Origin of the sequence: Sphingobium sp. RAC03 (assembly GCF_001713415.1) — a bacterium.
Classification (GTDB): domain Bacteria; phylum Pseudomonadota; class Alphaproteobacteria; order Sphingomonadales; family Sphingomonadaceae; genus Sphingobium.
Genome location: NZ_CP016456.1, coordinates 1,995,759 through 2,022,107 on the forward strand (window position 1 = coordinate 1,995,759; position 26,349 = coordinate 2,022,107).

Annotated in this window: 22 protein-coding genes; 16 read left to right on the forward strand and 6 right to left on the reverse strand. The window is 65.4% G+C overall.

Annotated elements, in window-relative coordinates:
* Positions 1-5 precede the first annotated feature (5 nt).
* A complete protein-coding gene (locus tag BSY17_RS14255; protein WP_069065988.1) occupies positions 6-2,621 on the reverse strand; it encodes a TonB-dependent receptor plug domain-containing protein in 2,616 nt (871 codons plus the stop codon).
* A 257-nt stretch (positions 2,622-2,878) separates the two neighbouring features.
* Positions 2,879-3,460, reverse strand: a complete 582-nt coding sequence (locus BSY17_RS14260; protein WP_069065989.1) for a TlpA family protein disulfide reductase — start codon at positions 3,458-3,460, stop codon at positions 2,879-2,881.
* 43 nt (positions 3,461-3,503) lie between these two features.
* Here BSY17_RS14260 and argH point away from each other — a divergent pair, with 43 nt between their 5' ends.
* Genes argH through BSY17_RS14280 form a run of 4 tightly spaced genes read left to right on the forward strand, consistent with a single transcriptional unit; the run spans position 3,504 to position 7,170 of the window.
* A complete protein-coding gene (gene argH / locus BSY17_RS14265; RefSeq protein ID WP_069065990.1) occupies positions 3,504-4,874 on the forward strand; it encodes an argininosuccinate lyase in 1,371 nt (456 codons plus the stop codon).
* Positions 4,871-5,128 (forward strand): hypothetical protein, encoded by a 258-nt coding sequence (locus BSY17_RS14270; protein WP_069065991.1) that lies wholly within the window; start codon positions 4,871-4,873, stop codon positions 5,126-5,128. The genes argH and BSY17_RS14270 overlap by 4 nt, the downstream gene beginning before the upstream one ends.
* Positions 5,129-5,146: 18 nt before the next feature.
* Positions 5,147-6,412 (forward strand): diaminopimelate decarboxylase, encoded by a 1,266-nt coding sequence (gene lysA / locus BSY17_RS14275; RefSeq protein ID WP_069065992.1) that lies wholly within the window; start codon positions 5,147-5,149, stop codon positions 6,410-6,412.
* Positions 6,412-7,170 (forward strand): precorrin-2 dehydrogenase/sirohydrochlorin ferrochelatase family protein, encoded by a 759-nt coding sequence (locus BSY17_RS14280; RefSeq protein ID WP_069065993.1) that lies wholly within the window; start codon positions 6,412-6,414, stop codon positions 7,168-7,170. Before lysA ends, BSY17_RS14280 begins: the two co-directional genes overlap by 1 nt.
* 3 nt (positions 7,171-7,173) lie before the next feature.
* Here the strand turns inward: BSY17_RS14280 and BSY17_RS14285 are convergent, their stop codons facing one another.
* Together BSY17_RS14285 and BSY17_RS14290 are read right to left on the reverse strand one after the other, a co-directional pair.
* Complete coding sequence (locus BSY17_RS14285) at positions 7,174-7,797, reverse strand: response regulator transcription factor (RefSeq protein WP_069065994.1); 624 nt, start codon at positions 7,795-7,797, stop codon at positions 7,174-7,176.
* Positions 7,798-7,850: 53 nt separating this feature from the next.
* A complete protein-coding gene (locus BSY17_RS14290; RefSeq protein WP_069065995.1) occupies positions 7,851-8,510 on the reverse strand; it encodes a TetR/AcrR family transcriptional regulator in 660 nt (219 codons plus the stop codon).
* Positions 8,511-8,598: 88 nt separating this feature from the next.
* Between BSY17_RS14290 and BSY17_RS14295 the strand changes: the two genes are divergently transcribed.
* From BSY17_RS14295 to BSY17_RS14305, 3 genes are read left to right on the forward strand one after another with little or no spacing between them, the layout of a single operon-like run.
* On the forward strand, positions 8,599-10,113 hold the full coding sequence (locus BSY17_RS14295; protein WP_069065996.1) for an efflux transporter outer membrane subunit: 1,515 nt from the start codon (positions 8,599-8,601) through the stop codon (positions 10,111-10,113).
* Positions 10,106-11,251: an EmrA/EmrK family multidrug efflux transporter periplasmic adaptor subunit gene (locus BSY17_RS14300; RefSeq protein WP_069065997.1), complete on the forward strand. Its 1,146-nt coding sequence runs from the start codon at positions 10,106-10,108 to the stop codon at positions 11,249-11,251. Before BSY17_RS14295 ends, BSY17_RS14300 begins: the two co-directional genes overlap by 8 nt.
* Before the next feature lie 11 nt (positions 11,252-11,262).
* Positions 11,263-12,792, forward strand: coding sequence for a DHA2 family efflux MFS transporter permease subunit (locus BSY17_RS14305; protein ID WP_069065998.1), 1,530 nt, complete (start codon positions 11,263-11,265; stop codon positions 12,790-12,792).
* On the opposite strand, the gene BSY17_RS14310 is transcribed toward BSY17_RS14305, so the two are convergent.
* Positions 12,789-14,369, reverse strand: a complete 1,581-nt coding sequence (locus tag BSY17_RS14310; RefSeq protein ID WP_069065999.1) for an ABC-F family ATP-binding cassette domain-containing protein — start codon at positions 14,367-14,369, stop codon at positions 12,789-12,791. The two genes, BSY17_RS14305 and BSY17_RS14310, sit on opposite strands and share 4 nt — an antisense overlap.
* Before the next feature lie 206 nt (positions 14,370-14,575).
* Between BSY17_RS14310 and BSY17_RS14315 the strand changes: the two genes are divergently transcribed.
* From BSY17_RS14315 to ccoS, 9 genes are all read left to right on the forward strand, one after another.
* Positions 14,576-15,319, forward strand: coding sequence for a Crp/Fnr family transcriptional regulator (locus tag BSY17_RS14315; protein ID WP_069066000.1), 744 nt, complete (start codon positions 14,576-14,578; stop codon positions 15,317-15,319).
* Positions 15,320-15,565: 246 nt separating this feature from the next.
* Positions 15,566-17,227 carry a cytochrome-c oxidase, cbb3-type subunit I gene (ccoN, locus tag BSY17_RS14320; protein WP_069066001.1) on the forward strand — a complete coding sequence of 554 codons (1,662 nt, stop codon included), beginning with the start codon at positions 15,566-15,568 and terminating at the stop codon, positions 17,225-17,227.
* A gap of 12 nt (positions 17,228-17,239) precedes the next feature.
* Positions 17,240-17,995 carry a cytochrome-c oxidase, cbb3-type subunit II gene (gene ccoO, locus BSY17_RS14325; protein WP_069066002.1) on the forward strand — a complete coding sequence of 252 codons (756 nt, stop codon included), beginning with the start codon at positions 17,240-17,242 and terminating at the stop codon, positions 17,993-17,995.
* Entirely contained in the window at positions 17,992-18,168 is a 177-nt protein-coding gene (locus BSY17_RS14330) for a cbb3-type cytochrome c oxidase subunit 3 (protein WP_037476340.1), read from the forward strand. The genes ccoO and BSY17_RS14330 overlap by 4 nt, the downstream gene beginning before the upstream one ends.
* On the forward strand, positions 18,161-19,099 hold the full coding sequence (ccoP, locus tag BSY17_RS14335) for a cytochrome-c oxidase, cbb3-type subunit III (protein ID WP_069066003.1): 939 nt from the start codon (positions 18,161-18,163) through the stop codon (positions 19,097-19,099). The genes BSY17_RS14330 and ccoP overlap by 8 nt, the downstream gene beginning before the upstream one ends.
* 123 nt (positions 19,100-19,222) lie before the next feature.
* Positions 19,223-20,659 (forward strand): cytochrome c oxidase accessory protein CcoG, encoded by a 1,437-nt coding sequence (gene ccoG / locus BSY17_RS14340; RefSeq protein ID WP_069066004.1) that lies wholly within the window; start codon positions 19,223-19,225, stop codon positions 20,657-20,659.
* The gene (locus tag BSY17_RS14345) at positions 20,656-21,117 is read left to right on the forward strand and encodes a FixH family protein (RefSeq protein ID WP_069066005.1); all 462 of its coding nucleotides are present in this window, start codon (positions 20,656-20,658) and stop codon (positions 21,115-21,117) included. Before ccoG ends, BSY17_RS14345 begins: the two co-directional genes overlap by 4 nt.
* Entirely contained in the window at positions 21,117-23,264 is a 2,148-nt protein-coding gene (locus tag BSY17_RS14350; RefSeq protein WP_069066006.1) for a heavy metal translocating P-type ATPase, read from the forward strand. The genes BSY17_RS14345 and BSY17_RS14350 overlap by 1 nt, the downstream gene beginning before the upstream one ends.
* Positions 23,261-23,404: a cbb3-type cytochrome oxidase assembly protein CcoS gene (gene ccoS / locus BSY17_RS14355; protein WP_037476351.1), complete on the forward strand. Its 144-nt coding sequence runs from the start codon at positions 23,261-23,263 to the stop codon at positions 23,402-23,404. The genes BSY17_RS14350 and ccoS overlap by 4 nt, the downstream gene beginning before the upstream one ends.
* Here ccoS and BSY17_RS14360 read toward each other — a convergent pair whose 3' ends face one another.
* Complete coding sequence (locus BSY17_RS14360) at positions 23,405-26,329, reverse strand: CHAT domain-containing protein (RefSeq protein ID WP_069066991.1); 2,925 nt, start codon at positions 26,327-26,329, stop codon at positions 23,405-23,407. It abuts the gene before it with no gap.
* Positions 26,330-26,349: the final 20 nt, after the last annotated feature.

The window sequence follows — 26,349 nt, forward strand, 5'->3', positions numbered from 1 at the left end:
ATGAGTTAGAATTTGAAGTCGATGCGCGCGTAATAATAGCCGCCCGCCGTACCATAGGGGCCATGACCATAGGGGCTGTTATAGGAGCCTGAGCCATTCTGGTAAGGCGACACGCCGGGGTTCACGACAACGCCTGCACCGGTGACGAACTTGGGCACTTCCGGCACCTTGTCGAACAGGTTGTTCGCGCCCAGCGAGAAGGTGACATTGTCGTTGAAGTCATAGCCGACTTCGAGATCGGTGATGATCGCCGATTTGACCACGCCATCGAAGTAGAGCTGGTTGGCATTCACGCCGTTGATCAGCGCGCCATCGGCGATCAGGAAGCCGCCTTCGGGCACCACGCCGCTGCCCACACCCGGCCGGACCAGGACGCTCGTCTTGGCATAGAGGGTTTCGCGCAGGTTGACGCTTAGCTTGCCCGCCTTGAGCAGCGCGCCGAAGCCGACCTTATATTTGGGGGTCGTGTCTTCGATATTGCTTTCCGACGCGGCGTTGAACAGCGGATAGCCGACCTTGTTGTTGGTGATCTTCGTCTTGTTATAGTTGCCGTTGAGCGACAGGTTCAACGAGCCGAAGTCGAGCGCCACCGGGTAGCTGATCGAGAAGTCTACGCCAGTCGTCCGGGTGTCGATGCCGTTGGTGAAGCTCTGGACGCCGACCTGTTGCAGGGCGGTGTCGAGAACGATGCCGGCGGCAGCGAGCGCATCGAAGATCGCGGCGGCGCCGGGCTGGACGACGCCACCCTGAACGGCGTTACGCGATGCCGTGGCGGCGATACGATCCTTGATCTTGATCATATAGGCATCGACGGTGATGGCGAGCTTGGGCACGGGCCGTAGCACGATGCCCGCCGAGAAGTTCTTGGACTTTTCAGGGCCAAGCGAGTCGAAGCCGAGCAAGGCGGCGGCCGGGCTGCCCGCGGGCAACTGGGCGACGGCGCTGGTTGGCCCTACGTTGATCGTCGAATATTTCTGTTCAGCCAGCGACGGAGCGCGGAAGCCGGTGCTGGCGGTGCCGCGAATGGCGATGGCGTCCGAGAAGTCGTAGCGGGTCGTGATCTTGCCGATCAGCGTATCGCCAAAGTCGGTATAATCTTCATAGCGACCGGCCAGATCGACCGTCCAGCCTTCGACCGGCTGGGCGATGAAGTTGATATAGCCAGCGCGCGAACTGCGCTTGAAGCGGCCCGCGTCGGTCGCCTTGTAGCCGGGGAAGGACTGCACGCCGGTCTTGTAGGTCGAATAGAAATCGCCCTGGACGATTTCATACGTGTCCTTGCGATATTCCCCACCGAAGGCGAAGGTCAGCGGGGCTGCCATGCCGACTTCGAATTCCTTGCGGATGTCGGCGGTCACCGTGGTCTGGCTCAGGCGGAAGCCACCATCATAGGCCTTGTCGGGCGTATTGGGCGTGCCGATGCCTGCCAGTGCTGCGGCATAGCTTTCCTGCCATACTTCGCGATGGGCGGAATTTTCAGTCCAGATGTCGTTCTTCTGATTGGCGTAGGTGGTGCTGAGGTCATAATTCCAACCGCTGCCAAACTCGCCCTTGGCGCCGACGGTGAAGCTATATTCATCCTCGATCACATGCTGCAGCGGGACCATGCCGTTGATGCCGGTGTCGCTGTAGCAGATGCTGGGGTCGTAAGCGGCGGGGGTGACGCCGCCGCCCAGGTTTCCGGTTTCGTAGCAGATGCGCTTGGGATGGCGGTAGCCCTGCTTGGCCCAGCCTTCGCGGCGGGACACATCACCGAAGCTGTAGACCTCGACGCCGCCGAAATCATAGCCGGCATTGTAGAAGAGCAGGTTGAGTTCGGTCTTGGGCTGGCCGCCGTTGATGTTGGCCAGCGCATCGCCGGCAAGGTTTGACCATTGGGCAGGCGCATTGGGCTGGAGCGTGCCGTCCGGCTTGGTCACCTGGACCTGGCCTTCGCCCAGCGTCGTATAATCCTGGCGGCGGTGGAACAGGCTGACGTTGAGGAAGCCGTCTTCGCCCAGCTTGACGCCATAATTGCCGGAAACCGAGAATAGTTCGCCCTGGCTGTCATAATATTGACCGCCCGTGACCTTGAACGAGCCGCCTTCGGCCTGGTCCTTGAGGATGAAGTTGATGACGCCTGCAATCGCGTCCGTACCATAGACGGCCGCTGCGCCTTCCTGGAAGACTTCGACCTGCGAGACGGCATCTGGCGGAATGAGATCGATGCTGGGTGCGGCCGAACCGGAGAAGGCACCAAGCACCTGGAGAATGGCGTTGCCGTGCCGACGCTTGCCGTTGACCAGAACCAGCGTGTGGTTGGGGCTGAGGCCACGCAGGCGGGCCGACAGCGAGAAGCTGGAAAGATCGGTGCCCTGCGTCTGCGCCGTGAAGCTGGGGACGATCTGGGTCAGCACCTGGTTGAGGTTCGGCTGGCCAACCCGTGTGATCGCGTCCTGACCCAAGACCTGGATCGGTGCGGCGCTGTCGGCGACCTGCATGCCGACGGCACGGGTGCCGGTGACGATGATGGTGCCGCCGTCCTCGGCCTGTGGTTCCTGCGGTGCTTCCTGCGCCAATGCGCAAGCGGACCAAGACGAAGCGAGAATCAATGAAAGTTTAAGCGCTGACAAGCGTGTCATTCATGCCCCCTGTTATTGCATTGTTGATGACAGGGGGTTTGACGATTGGCTCAGGCAAAGCCTCTATTGCGCCGCACAATTTTTAAGTAAAAATGCAATAATTGCCGCTGCTTATCTGAGCAGCGACTCAACAGGATAATTTTCTTCTACGACTTTGCGCAATTGCCAATTTTGCACTGACGATCATGCATTTTGCACGCAGCTGGCATGGTGGATTTTGTCGCTATGTTCGTTTTGGCGCGCCTTGGTCTTTCGGATCAGGATGCCATCGCCGCGTCGATCAACGCTTTGGCTTCCACCCCTTCCCAATCCATTGCGCCGATGACGCGCACCATTTCCTTGCCCTGCGCATCATAGAGGACGGTGGTGGGCAGCAGGCCGGTGGCATAGTCGAAGCCGAACTGGTTGTCGGGGTCTGCCCAACCCTTCAGATGGGGCAGGTCATGCTTGGCGAAAAAGGGCTTTACCGCCTTTTCGCCCTGATTGTCCTGCGAGATGGTGAGGACGGCCAGCCCCTTGGGACCATAGGTGGCGGCGATCCGGTCAAGCGTCGGCATTTCCGCGACGCATGGCGTACACCAGGTCGCCCACAGATTGACCAGCATTGGCCGCCCGGCAAAATCCTGCAGCGTCGCCTCGCCGCCATCGGGGTTTTGGAAGGCGAAGGTCGGCGCGGCCGTCCCCGCCTTGCTGCGATCGAGCCGGTAGTTGAACGCTTCGCTGCCCGCCGTTGCATTTCCCGATGCGGGAACCTCGCCGCTCATGCTTGCATTGGCTTGCCCAGCGGGCGGCGATTGCCTATCGCAAGCCGCCAGACCGGCAGCCAGGAGCAGTATCATTAGCGCGCGCGAAACAGGTTCCAAGGGAGAAGGCTCCAACAGCATGTGGGGTGGCCGGTTTGCGGCCGGCCCCGCGTCGATCATGCGCGAGATAAATGCCTCCATCCCGTTCGACAAGCGTTTGTGGCAACAAGATATCGCCGGGTCCAAGGCGCATGTCGCGATGCTCGCCCAGCAGGGCATCGTCGATGGCGAGGATGCGCAGGCGATTACCGAAGGTCTGAACCGGATCGCCGCGGAATATGAAGCCGATGGCGTGCCGGTCGATCTCGACCTCGAAGATATTCATATGGTCACGGAATCGCGGCTGGCGCAGCTGATCGGGCCGACCGCTGGACGGCTGCATACCGCGCGCAGCCGCAACGATCAGGTCGCGACCGATTTTCGCCTCTGGGTGCGCGACGCGATCGACGAAGTGGCGGCGGGCCTGCTCGGCCTCCAGCGCGCGCTGCTGGCACGGGCGGAGGAGCATGCCGATGCGGTGATGCCGGGCTTTACCCATCTGCAATCGGCCCAGCCGGTGACGCTCGGCCATCATCTGATGGCCTATTATGAAATGGTACGGCGTGACCGCAGCCGCTTTGCCGACGCGCGGGCGCGTGCCGATGAATGTCCGCTGGGTGCAGCCGCGCTCGCTGGCACGGGCTTTCCCATCGATCGCCAGGCGACGGCGGAGGCTTTGGGCTTTGCCCGGCCGACCGATAACAGTCTGGACAGCGTATCCGACCGCGACTTCGCGCTCGATTATTTGATGGCGGCAACGCAGGCCTCGCTACACCTGTCGCGGCTGGCGGAAGAATTCATCATCTGGGCGAGCCAGCCTTTCGGCTTCGTGAAGCTGCCCGACGCCTATTCGACCGGCAGTTCGATCATGCCACAGAAGCGCAACCCGGACGCCGCCGAACTGGTGCGCGGCCATGCCGGGCGGATCATGGGCTGCATGACCGCGCTGTGCGTGACGATGAAGGGCCTGCCGCTCGCTTATTCGAAGGATATGCAGGACGACAAGCCGCCGGTGTTCGAGGCGCACGACCTGCTCGGCCTGTCGATCGCGGCGATGACCGGCATGATCGAGACGGTGACTTTCCGCACCGACCGGATGCGCGGCCTCGCCGAAAGCGGCTTTGCCACCGCGACAGACCTTGCCGACTGGCTGGTGCGCGAAGGGGGCATTCCCTTCCGCGAGGCGCATCATATCACCGGGCGCGCAGTGGCGGCGGCGGAGGCGGCGGGCGTGCCGCTCGATCAACTGCCGATCGCGACGCTCAAGGATATCGACGCGCGGATCGACGATCGCGTCTACGCGGTGCTGACCGTCGATGCGTCGGTCGCCAGCCGGACGAGCCATGGCGGCACGGCCCCGGCGCAGGTGCGGGCGCGGATCGCCCAGGCGAAGAAGGAACTGGACTCATGAAGACGCGCACGCTCGCCGGGCTGGCTATGGCCGCATTGGTGCTGGCGGGTTGCGGCGGTCGGCCTGCGCTCAAGCCGCTCAAGGACCAGCGGTTGCCCGCCGTGCCGGTAGGGGCGGCGACTGCCCCCACCGGCGGCGAACTCATGGCACCGTCCATTCAGGCGCGCCCGGAGCGCAACGTCGAATTGCTGACTCAATCGCGCCAGCGGAGCGACGACCCGTTCGACCTGCCGCCCGAAAAGCAGCCGCAATAAGCCTGTAAGGACTGGAAATTGGACCATTTCGACTATGTGGACGGCACCATGCGGGTGGAGCAGGTGCCGATGGCGGCGATCGCCGATGCGGTCGGCACGCCGGTCTATGTCTATTCGACCGCGACGCTGGAACGCCATGTCGGCGTGTTCCGCGAAGGGCTGGCCGCGCTCGACAATCCGTTGATCGCCTTTGCGGTCAAGGCCAATCCCAATGCCGCCGTCCTGGCGACGCTGGCGAAGCTGGGTCTGGGCGCGGACGTGGTGTCCGGCGGCGAACTGCTGCGCGCGGTGGCGGCGGGCATCCCGGCCGACCGCATCGTCTTTTCTGGCGTCGGCAAGACCGCAGACGAAATGCGGCTGGCGCTTGACCATGGCATTTTCCAGTTCAATCTGGAAAGCGAACCGGAAGCCGAGATGCTGTCGCAAGTCGCGCTGTCGATGGGCAAGCGCGCGCCGGTCGCCTATCGCATTAATCCCGATGTCGATGCGGGCACCCATGCCAAGATATCGACCGGCAAGTCGGAAAACAAATTCGGCATCCCCTATGACCGCGCGCTGGAGAGCTATGCCGCCGCCCGCGATCTGCCGGGGCTGGATGTGCAGGGCGTCGCTGTCCATATCGGTAGCCAGCTGACCGATCTCGCCCCGCTGGAGGCGGCCTTCACCAAAGTCGGCGCGCTGATTACTGCGCTGCGCGAAGCTGGCCACGACATCCGCACCGCGGACCTGGGTGGCGGCCTTGGCGTGCCCTACGACCCGTCCCAGCCGCTGCCGCCCAGCCCCGCCGATTATGGCGCGATGGTGTGCCGCGTGACGCAGGGCTGGCCGGTGCGGCTGATGTTCGAGCCGGGGCGGGTGATCGTGGGCAATGCAGGCGCGCTGCTCTCGCGCGTGGTGCGCGTGAAGCAGGGGGCCAAGGCACCCTTCGTCATCGTCGACGCGGCGATGAACGACCTGTTGCGGCCCAGCCTCTATGACGCCTGGCATGATATTCGCGCGGTCGCGCCATCGGGCAAGCAGGCGGCGGCCAATGTCGTGGGGCCGGTGTGCGAGACGGGCGACACCTTCGCCATGGGTCGCGATATGGACGTGGTCGAAGCGGGCGATCTGGTCGCCTTCATGACCGCAGGCGCTTATGGCGCGACGATGGCGGGCACCTACAACAGCCGCCCGCTCACGCCTGAAGTGCTGGTATCGGGCGACCGCTGGGCCGTGGTCCGCGCCCGTCCGCCGATCGAGACATTGATCGAGGGCGATTCGATCCCCGACTGGCTGGCAGACTGATGCACAGCCTGCCCGTTTTCTTGCGCCTGACGGGCAGGTCCGTGATCCTGACTGGCGAAGGCGAGGCGGCGGACGCCAAGCGCCGCCTGTTGGAAAGGGCAGGCGCGCGGATCGTCGGCGAAGAAGATAGCGACGCGCGGATCGCGATCGTGTCGGATGGCGACGCGGTGACTGCCCAGCGCCTGCGCGCGCGCGGCGTGCTGGTCAATGCGACCGACAATCCCGACCTGTGCGACTTCACGCTGCCCGCGATCGTCGATCGCGATCCGGTGCTGATCGCGATCGGCACGGGCGGCGCATCGGCGGGGCTGGCGAAGGCGTTGCGGCAACGGCTGGAGACGCTGTTGCCTGCAGGCCTTGGCGCTTTGGCGAGCACATTGTCAGCGGCGCGGGGGGCGATCCGCGCGCGTTGGCCCGATGGCGGCGATCGACGCCGGGCGATTGATGCCGGGCTGGCGGCGGGCGGGATGATCGATCCCTTGCGCGCCGGTGCCGCTGACGCCGTGCCGCGCTGGATCGAAGGGCAGGGCGATGCGGATGCGACGCGGCTGGAGCCGATCCGGTTGGTGTCCAACGATCCCGATGATCTGACCTTACGGGTTGCGCGGCTGTTGGGGGAGGCCGACCGGGTCTATCACCAGCCAAGGGTTGCGGCGGCTGTCCTCGACCGGGCGCGGGCCGATGCGGTGCGGATCGCGGTGGACGCGCCCCCTGCGCAGCCGGGCGATGGCCTGTCGCTGTGGCTGGCCTTGGACTGACGCCTAGCCCTGCTGGGCGGTGACTCGTTCGAGTTCGTCGTGCAAGGCCTGGATCGACGAGACGAGCCGGGCACGATCGATCTGCAATTCGCGCAGCGTCTCGCGGGTTTCGCCCAATTCCACGGCACGGCGCGCGATGCGGGCGTCCAGTTCGGCATTGTGGCGCGAGAGCGCCCCCATCTGTTCGGCACGCTGGCACAGATGCCGCAGGCGGGCATCGAATATGTCGAAGTCGAACGGTTTGACGACATAGTCGTCCGCGCCCGCGTCCAGCGCTTCGACAGTCGCCTGGCTGTCGAGCCGCCCGGCGATCATGACGAAACAGGCGGAGGCGGCGAGATTGGCGGCGCGGATCTGCTTCATGGTCGCGACGGCTGGCAGCATCGTCAGCCCCATGTCGATCAGGATGATATCGGCCCTATGTGTTACGAGCAGGCTGAGCGCGCTGAATCCCGTGTCGGCGAGGGCGACGTCATAATTGAGGTGCGACAGGCGGCGGGCGATGACAGCGCGCGCGGTCGGATTTTCGTCGATCAGCAGCACGCGCAGGCGGCGCTGGGTGCGTGCGCGACCCTCCGCATCGGGGGCATCGAACTGCGAGGCTTCGTTCCGTTTGAAAAATGGCATCGTCTGTCCTTCCGCCCGTCATGGAAGGATAGGAACGCACCGCAAAGAAATGGTTAACGGTTCGCGCTGTTCGGTTCGGGCGCATAGCCGCGCAGGAACAGGTCGACGGCCAGTTCGACATCGGCCTGCATCTGCGCTGACGAGGGTTCCGTAATCTGACCGATCATCAACTGCTGATGGCTGCCAGCCATGGTCAGGGCCATCAGGACGCGCGCCGCATCGGCGGGGTCGTCCCGCCGCAACTGGCCCCGGTCCATTGCGCCGCCTATATAGTCGGCGAGCAGGGCGCGGGTATGGCGTGGCGCAAGTTCGAAGAATATCCGGCTGAGTTCGGGAAATCGACCACTTTCGGCATAGATCAGTCTGTGCAGGGCGATCGCTTCGGTCGAACAGACTTTGTCGAGCAGGCTGCGACAGGCGCGCAGCAAAGTGGGTTCCAGCAAGCCGCACGGGTCGAGGATTTGCGACAGTTGCGCGCGATAGGCGGTAGCGACCCGATCGAGGACCGCCGAAAATAAGTCTTCCTTTGAAGGGAAGTGATTCCACAACGTGCCCTTGGATCCGCCCAGCGCTGCGGCGATGCCCGACATGGTCGTCCCGGCATAGCCATGTTCCAGGAAATAGGCCTTGGCCACGGTCAATATGGCATCGCGCCGGTCCAGACGGCGTGCTTCCCTTCGGCTGGTGGGGGGAGTGGTGGAAGCGCCTGTCATGAAACCGTACCATAGAGTATGATAAAAATCTTGACAAGCGGGTGTCGCGACGCCAGATGCATTTTTCATACTAGATGGTACGGTTTTTATGTCGGTGAGTCGCCTTTCCCCGCCCGTTCGTCCGCTGGTCCTGGCGACGATGATGTCGTTGCTGGCGGGGTGCGCGGCGGTCCCTGACCTTGGCACCAAGCCCGAAATTCGCGCGGCGGACACGATCGCCGCGCAGCAGAGCCTGGCCGCACCGCAGGCGGCATGGCCCGCTACGGACTGGTGGCGCGCCTATGGTGATCCGCAACTCACCGCACTGATCGAGGAAGGCTTGCGCAACGCGCCCGACATGGCGATCGCCGCCGCGCGTTTCCGCCAGGCACAGGCGCTGGCGCAACAGTCCGGCGCGGCATTGCTGCCTTCCGCCAATCTCGACGCCAGCGCGGCCGCCACCAAGCAAAGCTATAATATGGGCATGCCCAAGGAGTTCGTGCCGCAGGGCTGGCTCGGAACCGGACGGCTGGCGCTGGACCTGGGGCTTGACCTCGACCTGTGGGGCAAGAACCGCGCGGCGCTGGCGGCGGCTACGTCGCAGGCGCGCGCGGCAAAACTCGACGCGCAGCAGGCGCAATTGGCGCTGACCACGGGCGTTGCCGACGCCTATGCCGACCTTGCCCGGCTCTATGACGAGGCGGACATTCAGGAGCGCACGCTCGCCATCCGCATGGCCAGCCAGAAGCTGGTTGCGGATCGGCGGCAAAATGGGCTGGAAACGCGCGGCAGCGTGCGGCAGGCCGATGCCACGGTCGCGTCCGCGCGCGCGCAACTGGCCGGTGCGCGCATGGCGATCGCACTGCGCCAGCATCAGATTGTGGCACTGATCGGCGCGGGGCCGGACCGGGGAGCGGCGATTACCCGGCCAACGCCCGGCGCACTGGCACCACTTGGGCTTCCCGCCGACGTCACCACCAATCTGGTCGCGCGCCGTCCCGACATTGCGGCGGCCCTTGCCGGCACCGAGGCGGCGGCCAAGCGGATCAAGGTCGCGCGCGCCGATTTCTTCCCCGCCGTGCGGCTGAGCGCCCTGATCGGCCTGCAATCGTTGGGCTATAATACCGTCTTTGCGAATGGCGGCGCGATCGGATCGGCCCAGCCCTTCACCAATAATCTGTTCCAGAAGGACTCGATCTTCGGCAATGCCGGGCCGGCGGTCAGCCTGCCGATCTTTCACGGTGGCGCGCTGCAGGGCCAGTATCGCGGCGCGCGCGCGACTTATGACGAGGCGGTGGCGAGCTATGACAAGGCCGTGCTGACGGCCTATCAGGAGGTGGCGGACGCCGTCACCAGCCGCCGCACGCTGGACGCGCGTCTGGTCGATGCCCGTGCGGCAGTGGCCGCGTCGCAGGACGCCTATGGCATTGCCAAAAAACGCTATGATGGCGGCCTGTCCACCTATCTGGATGTGCTGAATGTCGAGGATCAACTCCTCGCCGCGCAGCGTACCGTTTCCGGGCTGGAGGCAAGCGCCTTTTCGCTCGATATTGCCCTGATCCGCGCGCTGGGTGGTGGTTTCGCCCCTGACGCCGCCCTGTCCAAGGACGCACCCCATGGCTGACGCCACTCCCGAACTTACCGCCCCGACCGATGAACCCCAGGCCGATCGCAGCAGTGCGCGCAAGACCTGGCTGACCCGGCTGGCGCTTGCGGTGGTCGTCGCTGGCCTCCTCTGGACGGCCTGGTATGTCCTGGTTGGCCGCAACCATGTCAGCACCGACAATGCCTATGTGAATGCCGAAATGGCGCAGGTAACCCCGCTCATTTCCGCGCAGGCGATCGAGGTACTGGTCAGCGATACCCAGGCGGTCAAGCGTGGCGACATATTGGTGAAGCTCGATCCCACCAACGCCCGCATCGCCATTGCGCAGGCACAGGCGGACCTGGCCGAAGCGCAGCGCCGCTTCCGCCAGACGTCGGCCACCAGCGGCGCGCTCTCGGCGCAGGTCGATGCACGCGGCGCGGACATTGTCCAGGCACGGGCGCAACTCGCCAGCGCGCAGGCCGATGTCGAAAAGGCGCGGGTCGATCTGCAACGGCGTGAAGCGCTGGTTGGCGACGGGGCGGTATCGGGCGACGAAGTGACGAGTGCGCGCACGGCCTATGCCGCCGCCCGCGCCGCGCTTGATGTCGCGCGCGCCAGCGTGACCACGGCGCAAGCGACGCGCAGCGCGGCAAGCGGGCAACTCGCCGCCAATGATGCACTGGTGCGCGGATCGCAGGTCGATACCGACCCGGCGGTGATGGCAGCGCAGGCAAAGCTCGACGCAGCGAAGCTAGACCTGGAGCGCACGATCATCCGCGCGCCGATCGACGGCGTCGTGACCAAGCGGCAAGTGCAGGTCGGCCAGCGCGTCGCGCAGGGCAGCCCGATCATGACGATCGTCCCGTTGGCGCAAGTCTATGTCGACGCCAATTTCAAGGAACGGCAGCTGGGCAAGGTGAAGGTCGGCATGCCCGCCAAGGTGACCGCTGATATCTACGGCGGCGACGTCGTCTATCATGGCAAGGTTGTCGGCTTTTCCGGCGGCACGGGCGCGTCGCTCTCGCTGATCCCGGCCCAGAATGCGACCGGCAACTGGATCAAGGTGGTGCAGCGCTTGCCCGTCCGCATCGCGCTCGACCCCAAGGAACTGGCGGCGCACCCCTTGCGCGTCGGCCTCTCCACGGAGGTCGAGATCGACCTTTCCAGTCACTGAAGGGTCGACAGGTGAGCGACGAGGACAGCATCTTTTCCCGGCTGACGCCGCGCCAGCGCACGCTGGCCGGGCTGGTGCTGGCGCTCAGCAATTTCATGGTCGTACTCGACCTGACCATCGCCAATGTCTCGGTGCCGCATATTTCAGGCAATCTGGGCATCACGCCGGATCAGGGGACGTGGATCATCACCTCCTATGCGGTGGCCGAAGCCATCTGCGTGCCCTTGACCGGCTGGCTGGCCCAGCGGTTTGGGGTGGTGAAGATGTTCATCTGGGCGATGATCGGCTTTGGCATCTTCTCGGTGCTGTGCGGCCTGTCCATGTCGCTCACCATGCTGGTGGCGTGCCGCATTGGTCAGGGGCTGTGCGGCGGCCCGATCATGCCGATGTCGCAGACTTTGCTGCTGCGCATCTTTCCGCCCGATCAACGCGCGCGGGCGATGGGCCTATGGGCGATGACCACGCTGCTCGGCCCGGCAATGGGGCCGATCATCGGCGGCTATATCAGCGACAATTGGAGCTGGCACTGGATCTTCTTCATCAATGTGCCGATCGCGATCCTTTGCGTGGTGGCGGCGATGGCGCTGCTGCGGCCGGTGGAAACCGACACGGCGCGCGTGCCGATCGATCGCATGGGCCTGTTTCTGCTCGTTTTCTGGATCGGTTGCCTGCAAATCATGCTGGATATCGGCCGCGACCATGATTGGTTCGGCGATCCGCTGATCGTCATCTTGGCGATCCTGGCCGTGATCGGCTTTGCCGCCTTCATCATCTGGGAGTTGACGGAGGAGCATCCGATCGTCGATCTGCGGATATTCCGCCATATCGGCTTCACATCGGGCGTTTTCTCGCTGGCGCTGGGCTTTGGCGCCTATTTCGCGGGCATCGTCGTCATTCCGCAATGGCTGCAAACGTCGATGGGCTATACCGCCACCGATGCAGGCATATTGACCGCCATGACGGCGGTGGCGGCCCTGATGGCCGCGCCGATCGCCGCGCGCATGACGGGGCGGGTCGATCCGCGTATCATGATTTCGGGTGCGCTCTTCTGGCTGGGGCTGATGACCCTGTGGCGGGCGCATTGGACCAGCTCGATCGATTTCTGGTCGATGGCCGCGCCGCAATTCATCCAGGGCTTTGCCATGCCCTTCTTCATGATCCCGCTGACCACGTTGACGCTGGGATCGGTGCGGCCCGACGAGACGGCGTCGGCGGCAGGCCTGCAGAATTTCCTGCGGACGATGGCGCTGGCGATCGCGACTTCGCTGGTGCTGACCGGCTGGGGCAATGGCCAGCGCGTCTCGCGCAGCGAGATGGCGGGCACGTTGCAACCGGCCGATACGCAGGCGCAACTGAGCGCCATGGGCATGTCCTTCGAGCAAGCGCGGCAGGTCATCTCCAATCTGGTCGATCAGGAGGCGTTGGCGATCGCGGTGGATCATGTCTTCTTCCTGTCCGCGCTCGTCCTGTTCCTCGCCACGGCGATTGTCTGGCTCGCGCCCAAGCCGACCGGGCCGGTGGATACGTCCGCCGCGCACTAAAGCGGGAGGGCGATCCGCCGGGTGATGCCGATCGCATCCAGAAACGCTGCATCATGGCTGACCACCAGCAGCGCGCCGTCATAGGCGTTCAACCCCTGTTCGATAGCGGCGATCGAATCGAGGTCGAGATGATTGGTCGGCTCGTCGAGCAACAAGAGGGGCGGCGGCGCGGCGCCGCCCAGCACGCACGCCAGCCCCGCGCGCAATCGCTGCCCGCCGCTTAACGTTCCCACCTGTTGCAGCGCCAGGTCGGCACGGAACCGGAAGCGGGCCAGCGCGGCATGGACCGCATTGCGGGTCGTACCTGGGTGCAGCCGGGCGAAATTGTCGGCGATGCTGCGTGCCGGATCGAGCAGGGCGACGTCCTGATCGAGCAGCGCGCAATCGACAGGGCGGTGAACCCGGCCCGCCATCGGCGACAGACCACCCGCGATCAGGCGCAGCAGCGTCGATTTGCCCGACCCGTTCGCCCCGGTGATCGCCACCCGCTCCGGTCCGCTGATCGTTAGGCTGATGTCCTGCAGGATCGGACACTCCGGCACATGACCCGCCGTCATCGCGTCGAGCGTCAGGATGATGCGACCCGGCGCGACGTTGGCGGAGGGCAGGGCGATGCGGATCGGCTCCAATATTTCGATCCGCGCGCGCGCCGCGTCGATGGCTTCCCGCGCCTCGCCCTGTTGCTGCCCGGCGCGGCGCACGGCATCGCCGCCCGATTGTTCGGCCTGCTGTTTGCGCTGGCCCAGCAGGATGCGGGGCATCCCGCCCTTGGCCGCGTCGCGCTTGCCTGCGCCATCGCGCCGCTGCTTGCGCTCGGTCAATTGCTGGGTCTTGCGCGACAGGGCCGATGCCTGCTTTTCGGCATGGTCGAGATCATGGTGCGCGGCGGCCAGTTCGAGCGCCTTGCGTGCCGCATAAGCGGACCAATTGCCGCCATAGCGGGCAATGCCCAGCGTGGTGAGTTCGGCAATGGCGTCCATCGTCTCCAACAGCGCGCGGTCATGGCTGACGACGATCGCGCCGCCGCGCCAGCGGGCGAGCAGCGCGATGACGGCCTCGCGCCCCTTGGCATCCAGATGGTTGGTCGGCTCGTCCAGCAGCAGGAAATCGGGCCGGTTGAAGAGCGCGGCGGCGAGCGCGGCACGGGTACGCTGGCCCCCCGACAGGCTGACGAGCGGGGTTGCGGGATCAGCGCTCAGCGCTACGTCCGCCAGCGCATCGGCAATGCGCGCAGGCAATGTCCAGTCGCAGGCATCCAGTTCATCGAGCGTCGCGCTGCCTACCTCCGCCCGGTCGATCACCGCCAAAGCCTCGCGCGCGTCGAACAGGTCGGCAATGGTCGCGCCCGGCGCTGGTTCAAGATTTTGGCGCAGCACGGCGATGCGTCCGTCGATCGTGACATGCCCGTGCGTCGGGGTGCGCTCCCCGGCGATCAGCGCGAGCAGACTGGATTTGCCGACGCCATTGCGACCGATCAGGCCGATGCGTTCGGGGGCGAAGCGGAAATCGAGCCCGGCCAGAACGGCAGTGCCGTCGGGCGCGGACCATCCAAGGGATGAAAGGGTAATGGCAGGCATGGACACAGGCTTTCCTGAAGGCAGAGCGGGTGGGCTAAGCAGTCAGGGCGATGTCCATGGCGGGTTCCTTTTAAGATGATTGGGCAATGTAGAGGCTAAGGCATCGGTTGGCAAGATTGGCTACGGCGCGCCATCCCTCCACTTCCTGACGGGGCTAAGGATATTTACGCATAGGTCGGTGTCCACCGTGGCGTCATGCAGCGGACATGGACATGCAATTTGACGGGGCGCAAAATGGTGCCCTTCCGCTGATGACGCGCGCCTGCGCACCCCAGTCCTGCGACCAGTGCGGGGTGCGTGATCGCGCGATTTGTGCCGATTTGTCGGAGGCGGATCGCGACGCGCTCAGCCGGATCGGGCGGCGGGTGACGTTGCATGCCGGGCAGACGGTGATGTGGGAGGGGGACGACAGCATGGTCGTCGCCAATGTCATCGAAGGGACGCTGAAACTGGCGACGTCGACCGGCGACGGGCGCGAGCAAATCGTCGGCGTTGTCTATGCGTCCGACTTTATCGGCCGCCCGTTCGGCGCGCGCACGCCCCATAGCGTCACCGCGCTGACCGATGCGCGGCTGTGCCTGTTTCCGCGAGGGCGCTTCGATGGATTCGCGCGCGATCATGGCGACCTTCAGCATCGGCTGCTCCAACGCACGCTCGACGATCTCGATCGGACCCGCGCCTGGATGCTGCTGCTCGGCCGCAAGACCGCGCGGGAGAAGGTGGCGACCTTCCTGCTCGACATGGCGCGGCGGTTGCAGGCCGATCAGGCGGGGACGATCGAACTGCCGCTCTCGCGCCAGCAGATTGCCGATATTTTGGGGACGACCATCGAAACCGTGTCGCGGCAGATGAGCGACTTCAAGCGGCGCGGGATCATCGCGCTGGTCGGGCGACGCGGCGTGCGGCTGGTCGATGGCGCGGCGCTGGAGGCGTTGGCGGAAGGGGTCTGAGGTTAAGGTTTGGGGGGCTTCGTAGTATTTCGCCGCACGCCCCCACCCCAACCCTTCAATCGAGTCACGTGCTTCGTTTGAACCTGAAGGGGAGGGGCTTTAAGTGTCGCGGTCGTCGCGCCAGACCCTCTCGCACCTCTCTACGCACTATCCCGTAAAGACCCGCGCCCGGCGGTTTGACAGAGGTCAATGCATGGGGGCGGCCTGTCGAACAGAGGGACCGCCGAGCCTTTGACGGGGAATATCATGGACCGATTGGTAATGAGGACGGGCGGCTGGTTCGCGCTCGCGCTGGCCGCCTTCGCGGCGATGCTGGGCGCGGTGGACAGCGGGTTTGCCGTTCATATGGGGATCGTCTGCGCAGTCGGATTGCTGCTGGCGATCCTGACGATGCGCGGCGCGGATTATGCGGGGTTGGCGCGCGGCATGCTGAAAATGCCGGCCGACCAGGGCAAATATGATGATGACCCGGTCCGCTGGGGCGTGATCGCGACCGTGTTCTGGGGTCTGGCGGGTTTTCTCGTCGGACTGGTCATCGCGTTTCAGCTGGCCTTTCCCGCGCTCAACCTTGGGCTGGAATATACCAGCTTCGGTCGCATGCGGCCGCTGCATACATCGGCGGTCATCTTCGCCTTTGGCGGCAACGCGCTGATCGCGACGAGCTTCTATGTGGTGCAGCGCACTTGCCGCGCGCGGCTGGCATTCCCGTCCATGGCCCGCTTCGTCTTCTGGGGCTATCAGTTGTTCATCGTGCTGGCCGCGACCGGCTATCTGATGGGGATTACCGAGGGCAAGGAATATGCCGAGCCCGAATGGTATGTCGATCTGTGGCTGACGGTCGTGTGGGTCTGTTACCTGCTGGTGTTCGGCGGGACGATCCTCAAGCGCTCCGAGCCGCATATCTATGTGGCCAACTGGTTCTACCTCGCCTTCATCATCACCATCGCCATGCTGCACATCGTCAATAATCTGTCGATGCCGGTCAGCCTGCTGGGGTCCAAGAGCTACAGCGCCTTTGCCGGGGTGCAGGATGCGCTGACCCAATGGTGGTATGGCCATAATGCGGTGGGCTTCTTCCTGACCGCCGGCTTCCTGGCCATGATGTATTATTTCGTGCCCAAACAGGCGGAACGGCCGGTCTACAGCTATCGCCTGTCGATCATCCACTTCTGGTCGCTGATCTTCCTCTATATCTGGGCGGGGCCGCATCACCTTCACTATACCGCGCTGCCCGACTGGGCGCAGACGCTGGGCATGGTCTTTTCGGTCATGCTGTGGATGCCGAGCTGGGGCGGGATGATCAACGGCCTGATGACGCTCAACGGCGCCTGGGACAAGATCCGCACTGACCCGATCATCCGCATGATGGTGATGGCGCTGGCCTTCTACGGCATGTCGACCTTCGAAGGGCCGCTGATGTCGATCAAGGCCGTCAACAGCCTGTCCCATTATACCGACTGGACGATCGGCCATGTCCACTCCGGCGCGCTGGGCTGGAACGGCATGATCACCTTTGCCTGCCTCTATTATATGACGCCGCGCCTGTGGGGTCGGGAACGTCTCTATTCGCTGCGGCTGGTGAACTGGCACTTCTGGCTCGCGACGCTGGGCATCGTTCTCTACGCCTCGTCAATGTGGGTGGCGGGCATCATGCAGGGGCTGATGTGGCGCGAATATGGGGCCGATGGCTATCTCGTCTACGCCTTCTCCGAAGTCGTGACCGCCATGTTCCCCATGTATCTGATCCGCGGTGCCGGTGGCCTGCTTTACCTCGCCGGGGCGATCATCATGGCCTGGAACATCGGCAAGACCATCGCGGGCAGCAAGCTGCGCGAGGAGAAGTCGATGCACGACGCCGCCTTCGATCCAGCGGCCGACAAGCCGCTCCTCGCTGCCCAGCCTGTATAAGGAGACGCCGACATGGCATCCAAATTCTTCGACCATGGCAAGCTGGAGCGGAATGTATCGCTGCTCGGTATTGCCGCCCTGATCGTCGTCGCCATCGGTGGCATCGTGGAAATCGCGCCCCTCTTCTGGATCGACAATACGATCGAGAAGGTGGAGGGGATGCGGCCCTACACCCCGCTGGAACTGGCCGGGCGCAACATCTACATCCGCGAAGGCTGCTACAACTGCCATAGCCAGATGATCCGTCCGTTCCGCGACGAAACCGAACGCTATGGCCATTACAGCCTGGCCGCCGAAAGCATGTACGACCATCCGTTCCAATGGGGATCCAAGCGGACCGGGCCGGACCTGGCGCGGGTCGGCGGGCGCTATTCCGACGAATGGCATGTCCAGCATTTGAAAGACCCGCGCGCCGTGGTGCCGGAATCGATCATGCCGACCTATCCTTTCCTCGCCGAACGCGAGCTGAAGGCGGGCGACATGACGGCGGACCTGACGGCGCTGAGCCGGGTCGGAGTTCCGTACAGCGATGCGGACAAGGAAAAGGCCAATGACGACCTTAAGGCCCAGGCCGATCCCAACGCCGATACGGCTGACCTGATCAAACGCTATCCCAAGGCGCAGGTGCGCGATTTCGATGGCGATCCGACAAAGTTGACCGAGATGGATGCGCTGGTCGCCTATCTCCAGATGATCGGCACGTTGGTCGATGTCGACGCCGCCAAGCCGCTCGAAGGCCAACCGCAGCCAAAGGAGGGGACGCGATGAGCTACGACGCTTTGCGGCATTTCGCCGATAGCTGGGGCCTCGTTTTCATGGCCCTGACCTACATCCTCCTCATCGGCTGGCATTTTCTGCCGCACGGCCGCCATGCCAGCAAGCGCGCGGCCACCATGATCTTCGAGCCAGACACGGAAAAGACGGAGGCCGACCATGGCTGACGATAAGAACCCCAAGATCGACGCCGCCACCGGCACCCAGTTCAAGGGGCATGAGTGGGACGGTATTCAGGAATTGGACACGCCGCTGCCGCGCTGGTGGCTGTGGACCTTCTATGCCAGCATCCTATTCGCGATCGGTTATGTGATTGCCTATCCGGCGATCCCGATGCTCAACGACTATACGCGCGGGATGCTCGGCTGGTCGAGCCGCGGGGCGCTGGAGCAGGAACTGGCCGCGCGCGCCGATCAGGTGGCGCCCATTCACCAGGCGATCGCCGCGACCACGATCGAGAAACTGGCCGGGCAGCCGCAACTCATGCAGGCCGCGATCGAGGGTGGGCGCGCCGCGTTCAAGGTCCATTGCGTACAATGCCATGGCTCTGGCGCAGCGGGCGGCAAGGGCTATCCCAACCTCAACGACGATGACTGGCTGTGGGGTGGCGACCTCGCCACGATCGAAAAGACGCTGATCGACGGCATCCGCAATCCGGGCCATGATGCGACGCGCGTGTCGATGATGCCTGCCTTTGGCCGCGACCAGTTGCTCACCGCCCCGCAGGTCGATGATGTCGTCGCCTATGTCCGGGTCGCCAGCCGACAGGATAAGCCCAGCGCCGCCGCGCAGCGCGGGGCGGGCCTGTTCGCCGACAATTGCGCGGTCTGCCATGGCACGGATGCCAAGGGCAATCGCGCGCTGGGTGCGCCCAACCTCACCGATGGCATCTGGCTCTATGGCGGTGACACCGAGTCCATCCACCAGAGCGTATGGAACAGCCGCCAGGGCGTGATGCCGCGCTGGGACGACAAGCTCAGCCCCGCGACCATCCGCATGCTGGCCGTCTATGTCCATAGCCTGGGCGGTGGCGAAGCGACGCTGGTGGAAGCCGCGGCTGCGGCGGATAATGGAGTTGAAGGCAATGTGGCCCAATAAAGCCCCGATCCTTGCCTGGAAGGGGAGGGGGTGCGCCTTTAGCGCAAGGCTTGCGACGCATTGCCCGCCCCATCCGTCTGACCTGCGGCCAGCCACCTCCCCGTGCCGGGGAGGATTGGGCGCATGTTGATGCCGACCGATACGGGCGATCTCTATGAGAAGCGCAAGGGCGTCTTTCCCAAGGCGGTGGATGGTTTTTACCGCCGCCTGAAATGGGCGATCATGGTGGTGACGCTGGGCATCTATTGGGTGACGCCGTGGATCCGCTGGGATCGCGGCCCCTATGCGCCTGATCAGGCCGTGCTGGTCGATATGGCCAATCGCCGTTTCTATATGTTCGATATCGAAATCTGGCCGCATGAATTTTACTATGTCGCCGGGCTATTGGTGATGGCCGGTGTCGGGCTGTTCCTGGTGACGTCGGCGGTGGGCCGCGCGTGGTGCGGCTATGCCTGCCCGCAGACGGTGTGGACCGACCTGTTCCAGCATGTCGAACGCTTCATCGATGGCGATCGCAATGCGCAGGTGCGGCTGGCCAAGGCCCGCTGGACCCCGTCCAAGCTGGCCCGGCGGCTGATCAAATGGAGCGTGTGGCTGATCATCGCCTTCCTGACCGGGGGCGCGTGGATCTTCTATTTCGCCGATGCGCCGACGTTGCAGCGGGAGTTCTGGAGCGGCACCGCCGCGCCGGTCGCCTATGGCACCACCGCTTTGTTGACCGCGACGACCTTCGTCCTGGGCGGCTTCATGCGCGAGCAGGTGTGCATCTATATGTGCCCCTGGCCACGCATCCAGACCGCGATGCTCGACGAGAAATCGCTGGTCGTGACGTACAAGGACTGGCGCGGCGAAAAACGCGGCAGCGTCAAGAAGGCAGCGGCGCATCCCGGCGAATTTGGCGACTGCATCGATTGTGACCAGTGCGTCGCGGTCTGCCCGACCGGCATCGACATTCGCGAAGGGCCGCAGATCGGCTGCATCACTTGCGCCTTGTGCATCGACGCCTGCGACAAGGTGATGGCGCAGGTCGGGCGGCCACGCGGCCTGATCGATTATTGTACGCAGGATGATGCCGATGCGGAGAAGCAGGGGGCTAAGCCACGCCCGGTGCTCAAGACATTGCTGCGCCCACGCACCATCGCCTATCTGCTGGTATGGAGCAGCATCGGCGCGGCAATGCTGTTCGCGCTGGGCGCGCGCACCCGGCTGGATATCGCCGCACAGCAGGACCGCAATCCCATTTTCGTGACTCTGTCCGATGGGGCGGTGCGCAACGCCTATACCATCAAGATCCGCAATATGGAGACGCGGCCTCGGCCCGTGACGGTGCGTACCGAAGGATTGCCTGGCGCGCTGCTATGGACCGATGCGATGGCGCGCGAGCAGGCCCGCGCGACGGTGGACGTCACCGTGCCGCCCGACAGCGTGGCCAAGCTGCGCCTCTATGCCGCCGTGCCCGCTGCCGGGCCACAGCGGCAGGATTTCCGCTTCGTCCTGACTGCCACCGACCGCGAAGGCGGCACCGCCAGCGAACCCGCCCGTTTCGAAAGGCCTCAATGATGCGTAGCTCCACCCCCCGTCGCTTCACCGGATGGCATATGACCGGCATATTGGTGGCCTTCTTCGCCGTCGTCATCGCCGTCAACATGCTGATGGCGACGCTTGCGGTGCGGTCCTTTGGCGGGGTGGTGGTCGACAACAGCTATGTCGCGAGCCAGAAATTCAACGGCTGGCTGAAGGCGGCGCGGGCGCAGGAGGCGCAGGGCTGGCGCGAGACGATCGCGGTTGACGCGCAGCGGCGGGTGCAGGTCAGCCTTGTCGATGCGGCGGGGGCACCGCTCAACGGCGTTGCGGTCACCGCCACCGCCGCGCATCCACTGGGCCGTGCGCCCGACATCGCGCTGACGTTCCGTGAGGTGGCACCTGGTCGATACAGCGCCGACCGGACGCTGCCTGCCGGGCGCTGGCGGTTGTCGCTCACTGCTGCCGATCATCATTTCGTACACGAGATCGACTGATGGCCAGCCAAGCCCTGATCCCGCTCGCAACGGACACCGAAACGGACATAGGTACGACGCAGATCAGCCTGTTCGCGGTGCCGGGAATGCATTGTGCGGGCTGTATCGGCAAGATCGAGAATGGGCTGGTCCGCACCCCTGGCATCGCGTCGGCGCGGGTCAATCTCTCGGCAAAGCGCGTCACCATCCAGCATGATCCCGCGCTCAGCCCGCCCGACCTGCGCGCCGCCATCGCCGCGCTGGGATTCGAGGCGGAGCCGCTCGCCGATCCCGGCGTCGATGTGGCGGCGGCGGAAAACCGCATGTTGATCCGTGCGCTGGCGGTGGCGGGCTTTGCCGCAATGAACATCATGCTGTTGTCCGTGTCGGTCTGGTCCGGGGCGGAGGGCGGCACGCGGCAGATGTTCCACTGGCTGTCGGCGCTGATCGCGCTGCCGACCGTGGCCTATGCGGGGCGGCCCTTCTTCCGCTCGGCCTGGGCGGCGGTGCGGCAGGGGCGGACCAATATGGACGTGCCGATCAGCATCGGTGTGCTGCTGACGACCGGCATGAGTGTCTATGAAACCCTGATCGGCGGCGAAGATGCCTGGTTCGACGGGGCGGTAATGCTGCTCTTCTTCCTGCTCGCCGGGCGCTGCCTCGACAGCCTGATGCGGGGCCGGGCGCGTGCTGGCGTTGCCGCGCTGCTCAAACAATCCGCGCCGGGCGCGATGTTGCTGGACGATAGCGGGCAAAGCCGCTGGGTCGCGGCGAGCGCGCTGCGGCCCGGCATGATGATGCTGGTCGCTGCGGGCGAGCGGCTGGCCGCCGACGGGCGCGTGATGGAGGGGGAAAGCGGCATCGACATCGCCTTCCTGACCGGGGAGAGCGCGCCGGTGCGTGTGCGTCCGGGCGAGATGGTGCAGGCCGGCGCGCTCAATATCGACGGACCGATCCGGGTCGTGGTGACCGCCGCCGGACCAGATACAGTGATTGCCGACATCGCCCGGCTGATGGAGGAAGCGGCGCAGGGCAAGTCGCGCTATGTCCGCCTCGCCGACCGGGCGGCGCGCTATTATGCGCCGAGCGTGCATCTGCTGTCGGCGCTGTCCTTTGCCGGGTGGATGATCGCGGGCGCGGGCGTGCATCAATCGCTGCTGATCGCGGTCGCCGTGCTGCTCATCACCTGCCCCTGCGCGCTGGGGCTGGCGGTGCCGGCGGCGCAGATCGTGGCGTGTGGCGCGTTGATGAAGCGCGGGGTGCTGGTCAAGGACGGGTCGGCGCTCGAACGGCTGGCGGAAGTGGACGAGGCGTTGTTCGACAAGACCGGCACGTTGACGCTGGGGCGCCCGATGCCGCGCGATCTGGCGGGACTGGCGGCGGAGGATCGCGCCGTCCTGCTGGCCCTGGTGCAGGGCAGTCGCCATCCGTTGAGCGTCGCGCTGCGTCAGGCTTTGGAGGGCGAGGGTGTCGTTCCGGCGGCGCTGACCGACCTGCGCGAGCAGGCGGGCGAGGGGATGACGGGCCGGTTGGGGGATGAGGTGGTGGCGCTGGGCCGTCCGCGCAGCCTCATCACCCTGTTCGATCTGGCGGCGGAATATCGGCGCGGCGACCGGGCCGTCCTGCTGCGCTTTACCGATGCGTTGCGGCCCGACGCGGTCGAAACGCTCGCCGACCTGCGCGCCATGGGCCTCAAAACGCTGATCGCCAGCGGCGACCGGCCTGAAGCGCTGACCGAGATTGCGCGCGAGACCGAGACCACCGCGATCGGCCATCTGCGCCCGCAGGACAAGCTGGCCCTGATCGAGCGGCTGCGCGCGTCGGGGCACAAGGTGCTGATGGTGGGCGATGGGCTGAACGATGGACCCGCGCTTGCCGCAGGCCATGCCAGCATGGCCCCCGCCTCGGCAAGCGACGCCAGCCAGTTGGCGGCGGACGCGGTGTTCCTGGGCGATCGGCTGGCCCCGGTGGCGATGGCCGTGCGTGCGGCGCGGCGGACGGTGCGCGTGGTGAAGCAGAATTTCGCGCTCGCGATCGGCTATAATATCTTTGCCGTGCCGCTGGCGATCGCGGGCCATGTCACCCCGCTGGTCGCCGCCGTCGCCATGTCGACCAGTTCGCTGATCGTCATCGCCAATGCGCTGCGGCTCAAGGGCGCGGCGCGATGACGGGTCTCACCGTTCTTATCCCCATCGCGCTGTCGCTCGGCCTGCTCGGCCTCGCCGCCTTTTTCTGGGCATTGGGCAGCGGCCAGTTCGACGATAGCGATGGCGCGGCGGCGCGCATCCTGATCGACGATGACGAGTGATCAGCGCCCGACGAGGATGAAGGGTGCCCAGATATAGGGCTGCGCCGCGCCGGGGCGGTTCGACCGCATCAGCTTCAGCATCGCCCGTTGCAGCGCCACCGCGCGGGGCAGGCCACGCTCCGCCCCCTTCACCGTTTCCAGCGTGACGAAGGCACTGGCATCGTCGCGCACGGGCCAGTGCGAGACGAGTAGCGAACCAGCGCCCGCATAGCGGAACGCCTGCGCCAGCCCCGAATAAGCGGGCGCCTGCGCACTGTCACCCGCCGCCGTGTTGCAGGCGGACAGGATCACCCAGTCCGCGCCGATCCGCATCGCGGCGACTTCGGATGCGGTGAGCAGCCCATCCTCGCCGGTCGCGCCGGGGGAGGGGGGCGAGAGGACCAAAGCGGGTTCGGTCACGCCCTCCATCTGTCCGCTCACCAGGCCGTGCGTTGCGAACAGGATGACGCCATAGTCGGACAGGTCGAGCGCGCGCAGGGCGCTTTCGCTGGCCGCTTCGCCGAGCATCAGGGTCGCGCCTTGCGCGCCATAGCGGCTGGCGACGCCGCGCACTTCGTCGGCTGATCCCGGCAGCGGCGGCAGGTGGGAAAGCGCTTCGCCATCGGCCGCGCCGCCCCGGAAATACTGGTTCGCGGCCATCAGCGCGGGACGGGGTGTGGCGTTCGCCGCCGCTGGAAAGGGAAGCGGCGCGCCGATGCCCAAGAAGCGGGATGCGGCGACCTGCATGGGGCGCTTGTCCGCCTCCATTGCGAAGGAGGGCTGCACCGCCAGCGCATAGCGGCGGATCAGCCAGGGCGTGTTGCGCTCGGCGGCGGCGACGGGCCGCTCAGGCAACAGCGCGAAGGGGAGCGAGGCGAAGGCGCCGGTCGGTACGATCCGCAATGACCGTGCCTTGCTCAGCGTCGCGCGGATGGCGGGGGTGAAGATCTGGCCATAGAGCGTATGGGCGGCGGGCAGGTCCATGCCGCCCGGCGTCATCGTCGCGCGCAGCCGATCGACCAGCGCGACCATGGCGGCGCGGCTCATCACCGTGCGTTCGACCCGCGCCCCGGTGCGGCTGATCGCCAGCAGATAGACATGGCCAAAGGCGGGCGTCACGGCCAGCAGCGCTTCATCCTTGCCAAGCCCTGCCTGCACCTGCGCCAGATCGGGCTTCACCCCGCCCCGCGCCTCGGCCCAGCGGGGATAGTCGCGGGTGATCGCGGCGCGCAGGCCGTTCACCTCAGTATCGAGTTGGTCGCGTGCGCTGCGGGTGGCGGCGACATCGCCTGCGCTCGCCAGCGTCCGCAGCAGCGCGCGGTCGGCGGTCTGGAGCGCGCGCACCTTGTCCTGCAACGCCCGGACCCGCTCGCCCAGCGCCGGATCGGCGACCAGCCTTTCGGTCACGAGGCGATTGGCCTGCGCGATCTTCGACCCCGCCAGGATCGCCATGGCGTCGAGCGCCAGCGCCGCATCCTGACTGTCCGCCGCGATGGCGAGGATCGAATCGAGCGCCGCGCGCTGTTCGTCGGCCAGTTCGCCATCGTCGCGCAGATTCTGCTCGTCGCGCAGCAAGGCGGCAAGCTGGGCCGCAGCGGCGGTGCGGGCCAGATCGCCATTGGCCCAGCGCTGCATCATCGCGGCATTGGCCAGCGCGAAGGCAGGGCTATTGTCGAGCGCGGCGGTTTCGGCGGCATAGTCGCGCGCCGCTGCCGCTGCCTTATCCCGCTGTTGCAGATCGAGCAGCACCGGGATGAGATGCGGATAGACACGCTGGCCCATATCGCGGTCCTGCGTCGTGGCCGCGCGCACGCGGGCCAGGGCGGTTTCCAGCTTCGTCGCGGCCTCGTCCGGCCGTCCGCTGGCCTGGTCGATCAGGCCCAGTAAAGCGAGCGATCGCGCCGCCTGCGGGCTGGCTTCGCCTTCCACTGCGCGAAACCCCTTTTCCGCTTCGAGATAGAGCGGCGCGGCATCGGCATAGCGTTCCAGCGGCAGCAATATGCCGCCCAGATTATAGAGGCCATAGTGGAAATAAAGGCTCTTGGTCCCCACCGTCTCGCGCTTGATCGCAATCGCGCGCTGCAGATAGGCCAGGCTTTCCACCCGCCGCCCGGTGCGCGACAGGAGGATGCCCAGCATTTCCAGCGCGCGGGCATAGCTTGGATGTTTGGTATCGATATGGGCGGTCGCGACCTCCACCGCCTGGCGCGCATAGCGTTCCGCCTCGGCATTGCGGTCGGCGCGAAGCAGCATTTGCGCATAGGTATAATAGGAAGCGACCGTGTCGGGATCATGGGGCCCAAGCCCGGTGATCCGCGCTTCCATGCTGCGCTTCTGCGCTTCCACCGCGTCGCTGTTGCGGCCAAGGCGCGAATAGGCTTGTCCTAGGGAAAAGGCGATGTTGGATTTGAGCATATAGTCGCCCTTGTCCAACGTCTTGGGATCGACCTGCGCGAAATGGCGGTCGGCATATGCGCTGCCCTCCGCCAATGTCTGCGCGCCGGTCGCCACGTCGCCATTGATCGACTGGATATAGCCCTTGATCGACAGCCCCTGCATCCAGGGGATCGGATAGGCGTCGCGGAAGGGGGCGAGCAGCGCCAGGCCCTTTTCCGCCATCGCCAGCGCCTGCGGATTCTTGCCCTCGATCTGGTCCATCGACGCCAGGTTGATCGTCGCCACCGCCGCCAGCGGGTGGGGCAGGCCGTTCACCTTGACCCGGCTGGCCGCGGTGACCAACTGGTGCCAGGCATCGCGTGTGGCCGGACCCATCGCCTTGTCGAAATCGTCATTCTCGAACAAGGTCGTGCCGCGTGTCTCCATTGCGCGCAGACCGGCATAGCGGGTGTCTTCGGGATTGAAACCGCGCATCGCGTCCGGCGCGGCCAGCACCTGTGGCGCGGCCAGCGCCAGGAGCAGACTGATTGCGCGCGTCGAAAGCCTCATGCCCATGCCCCCAAGGATTC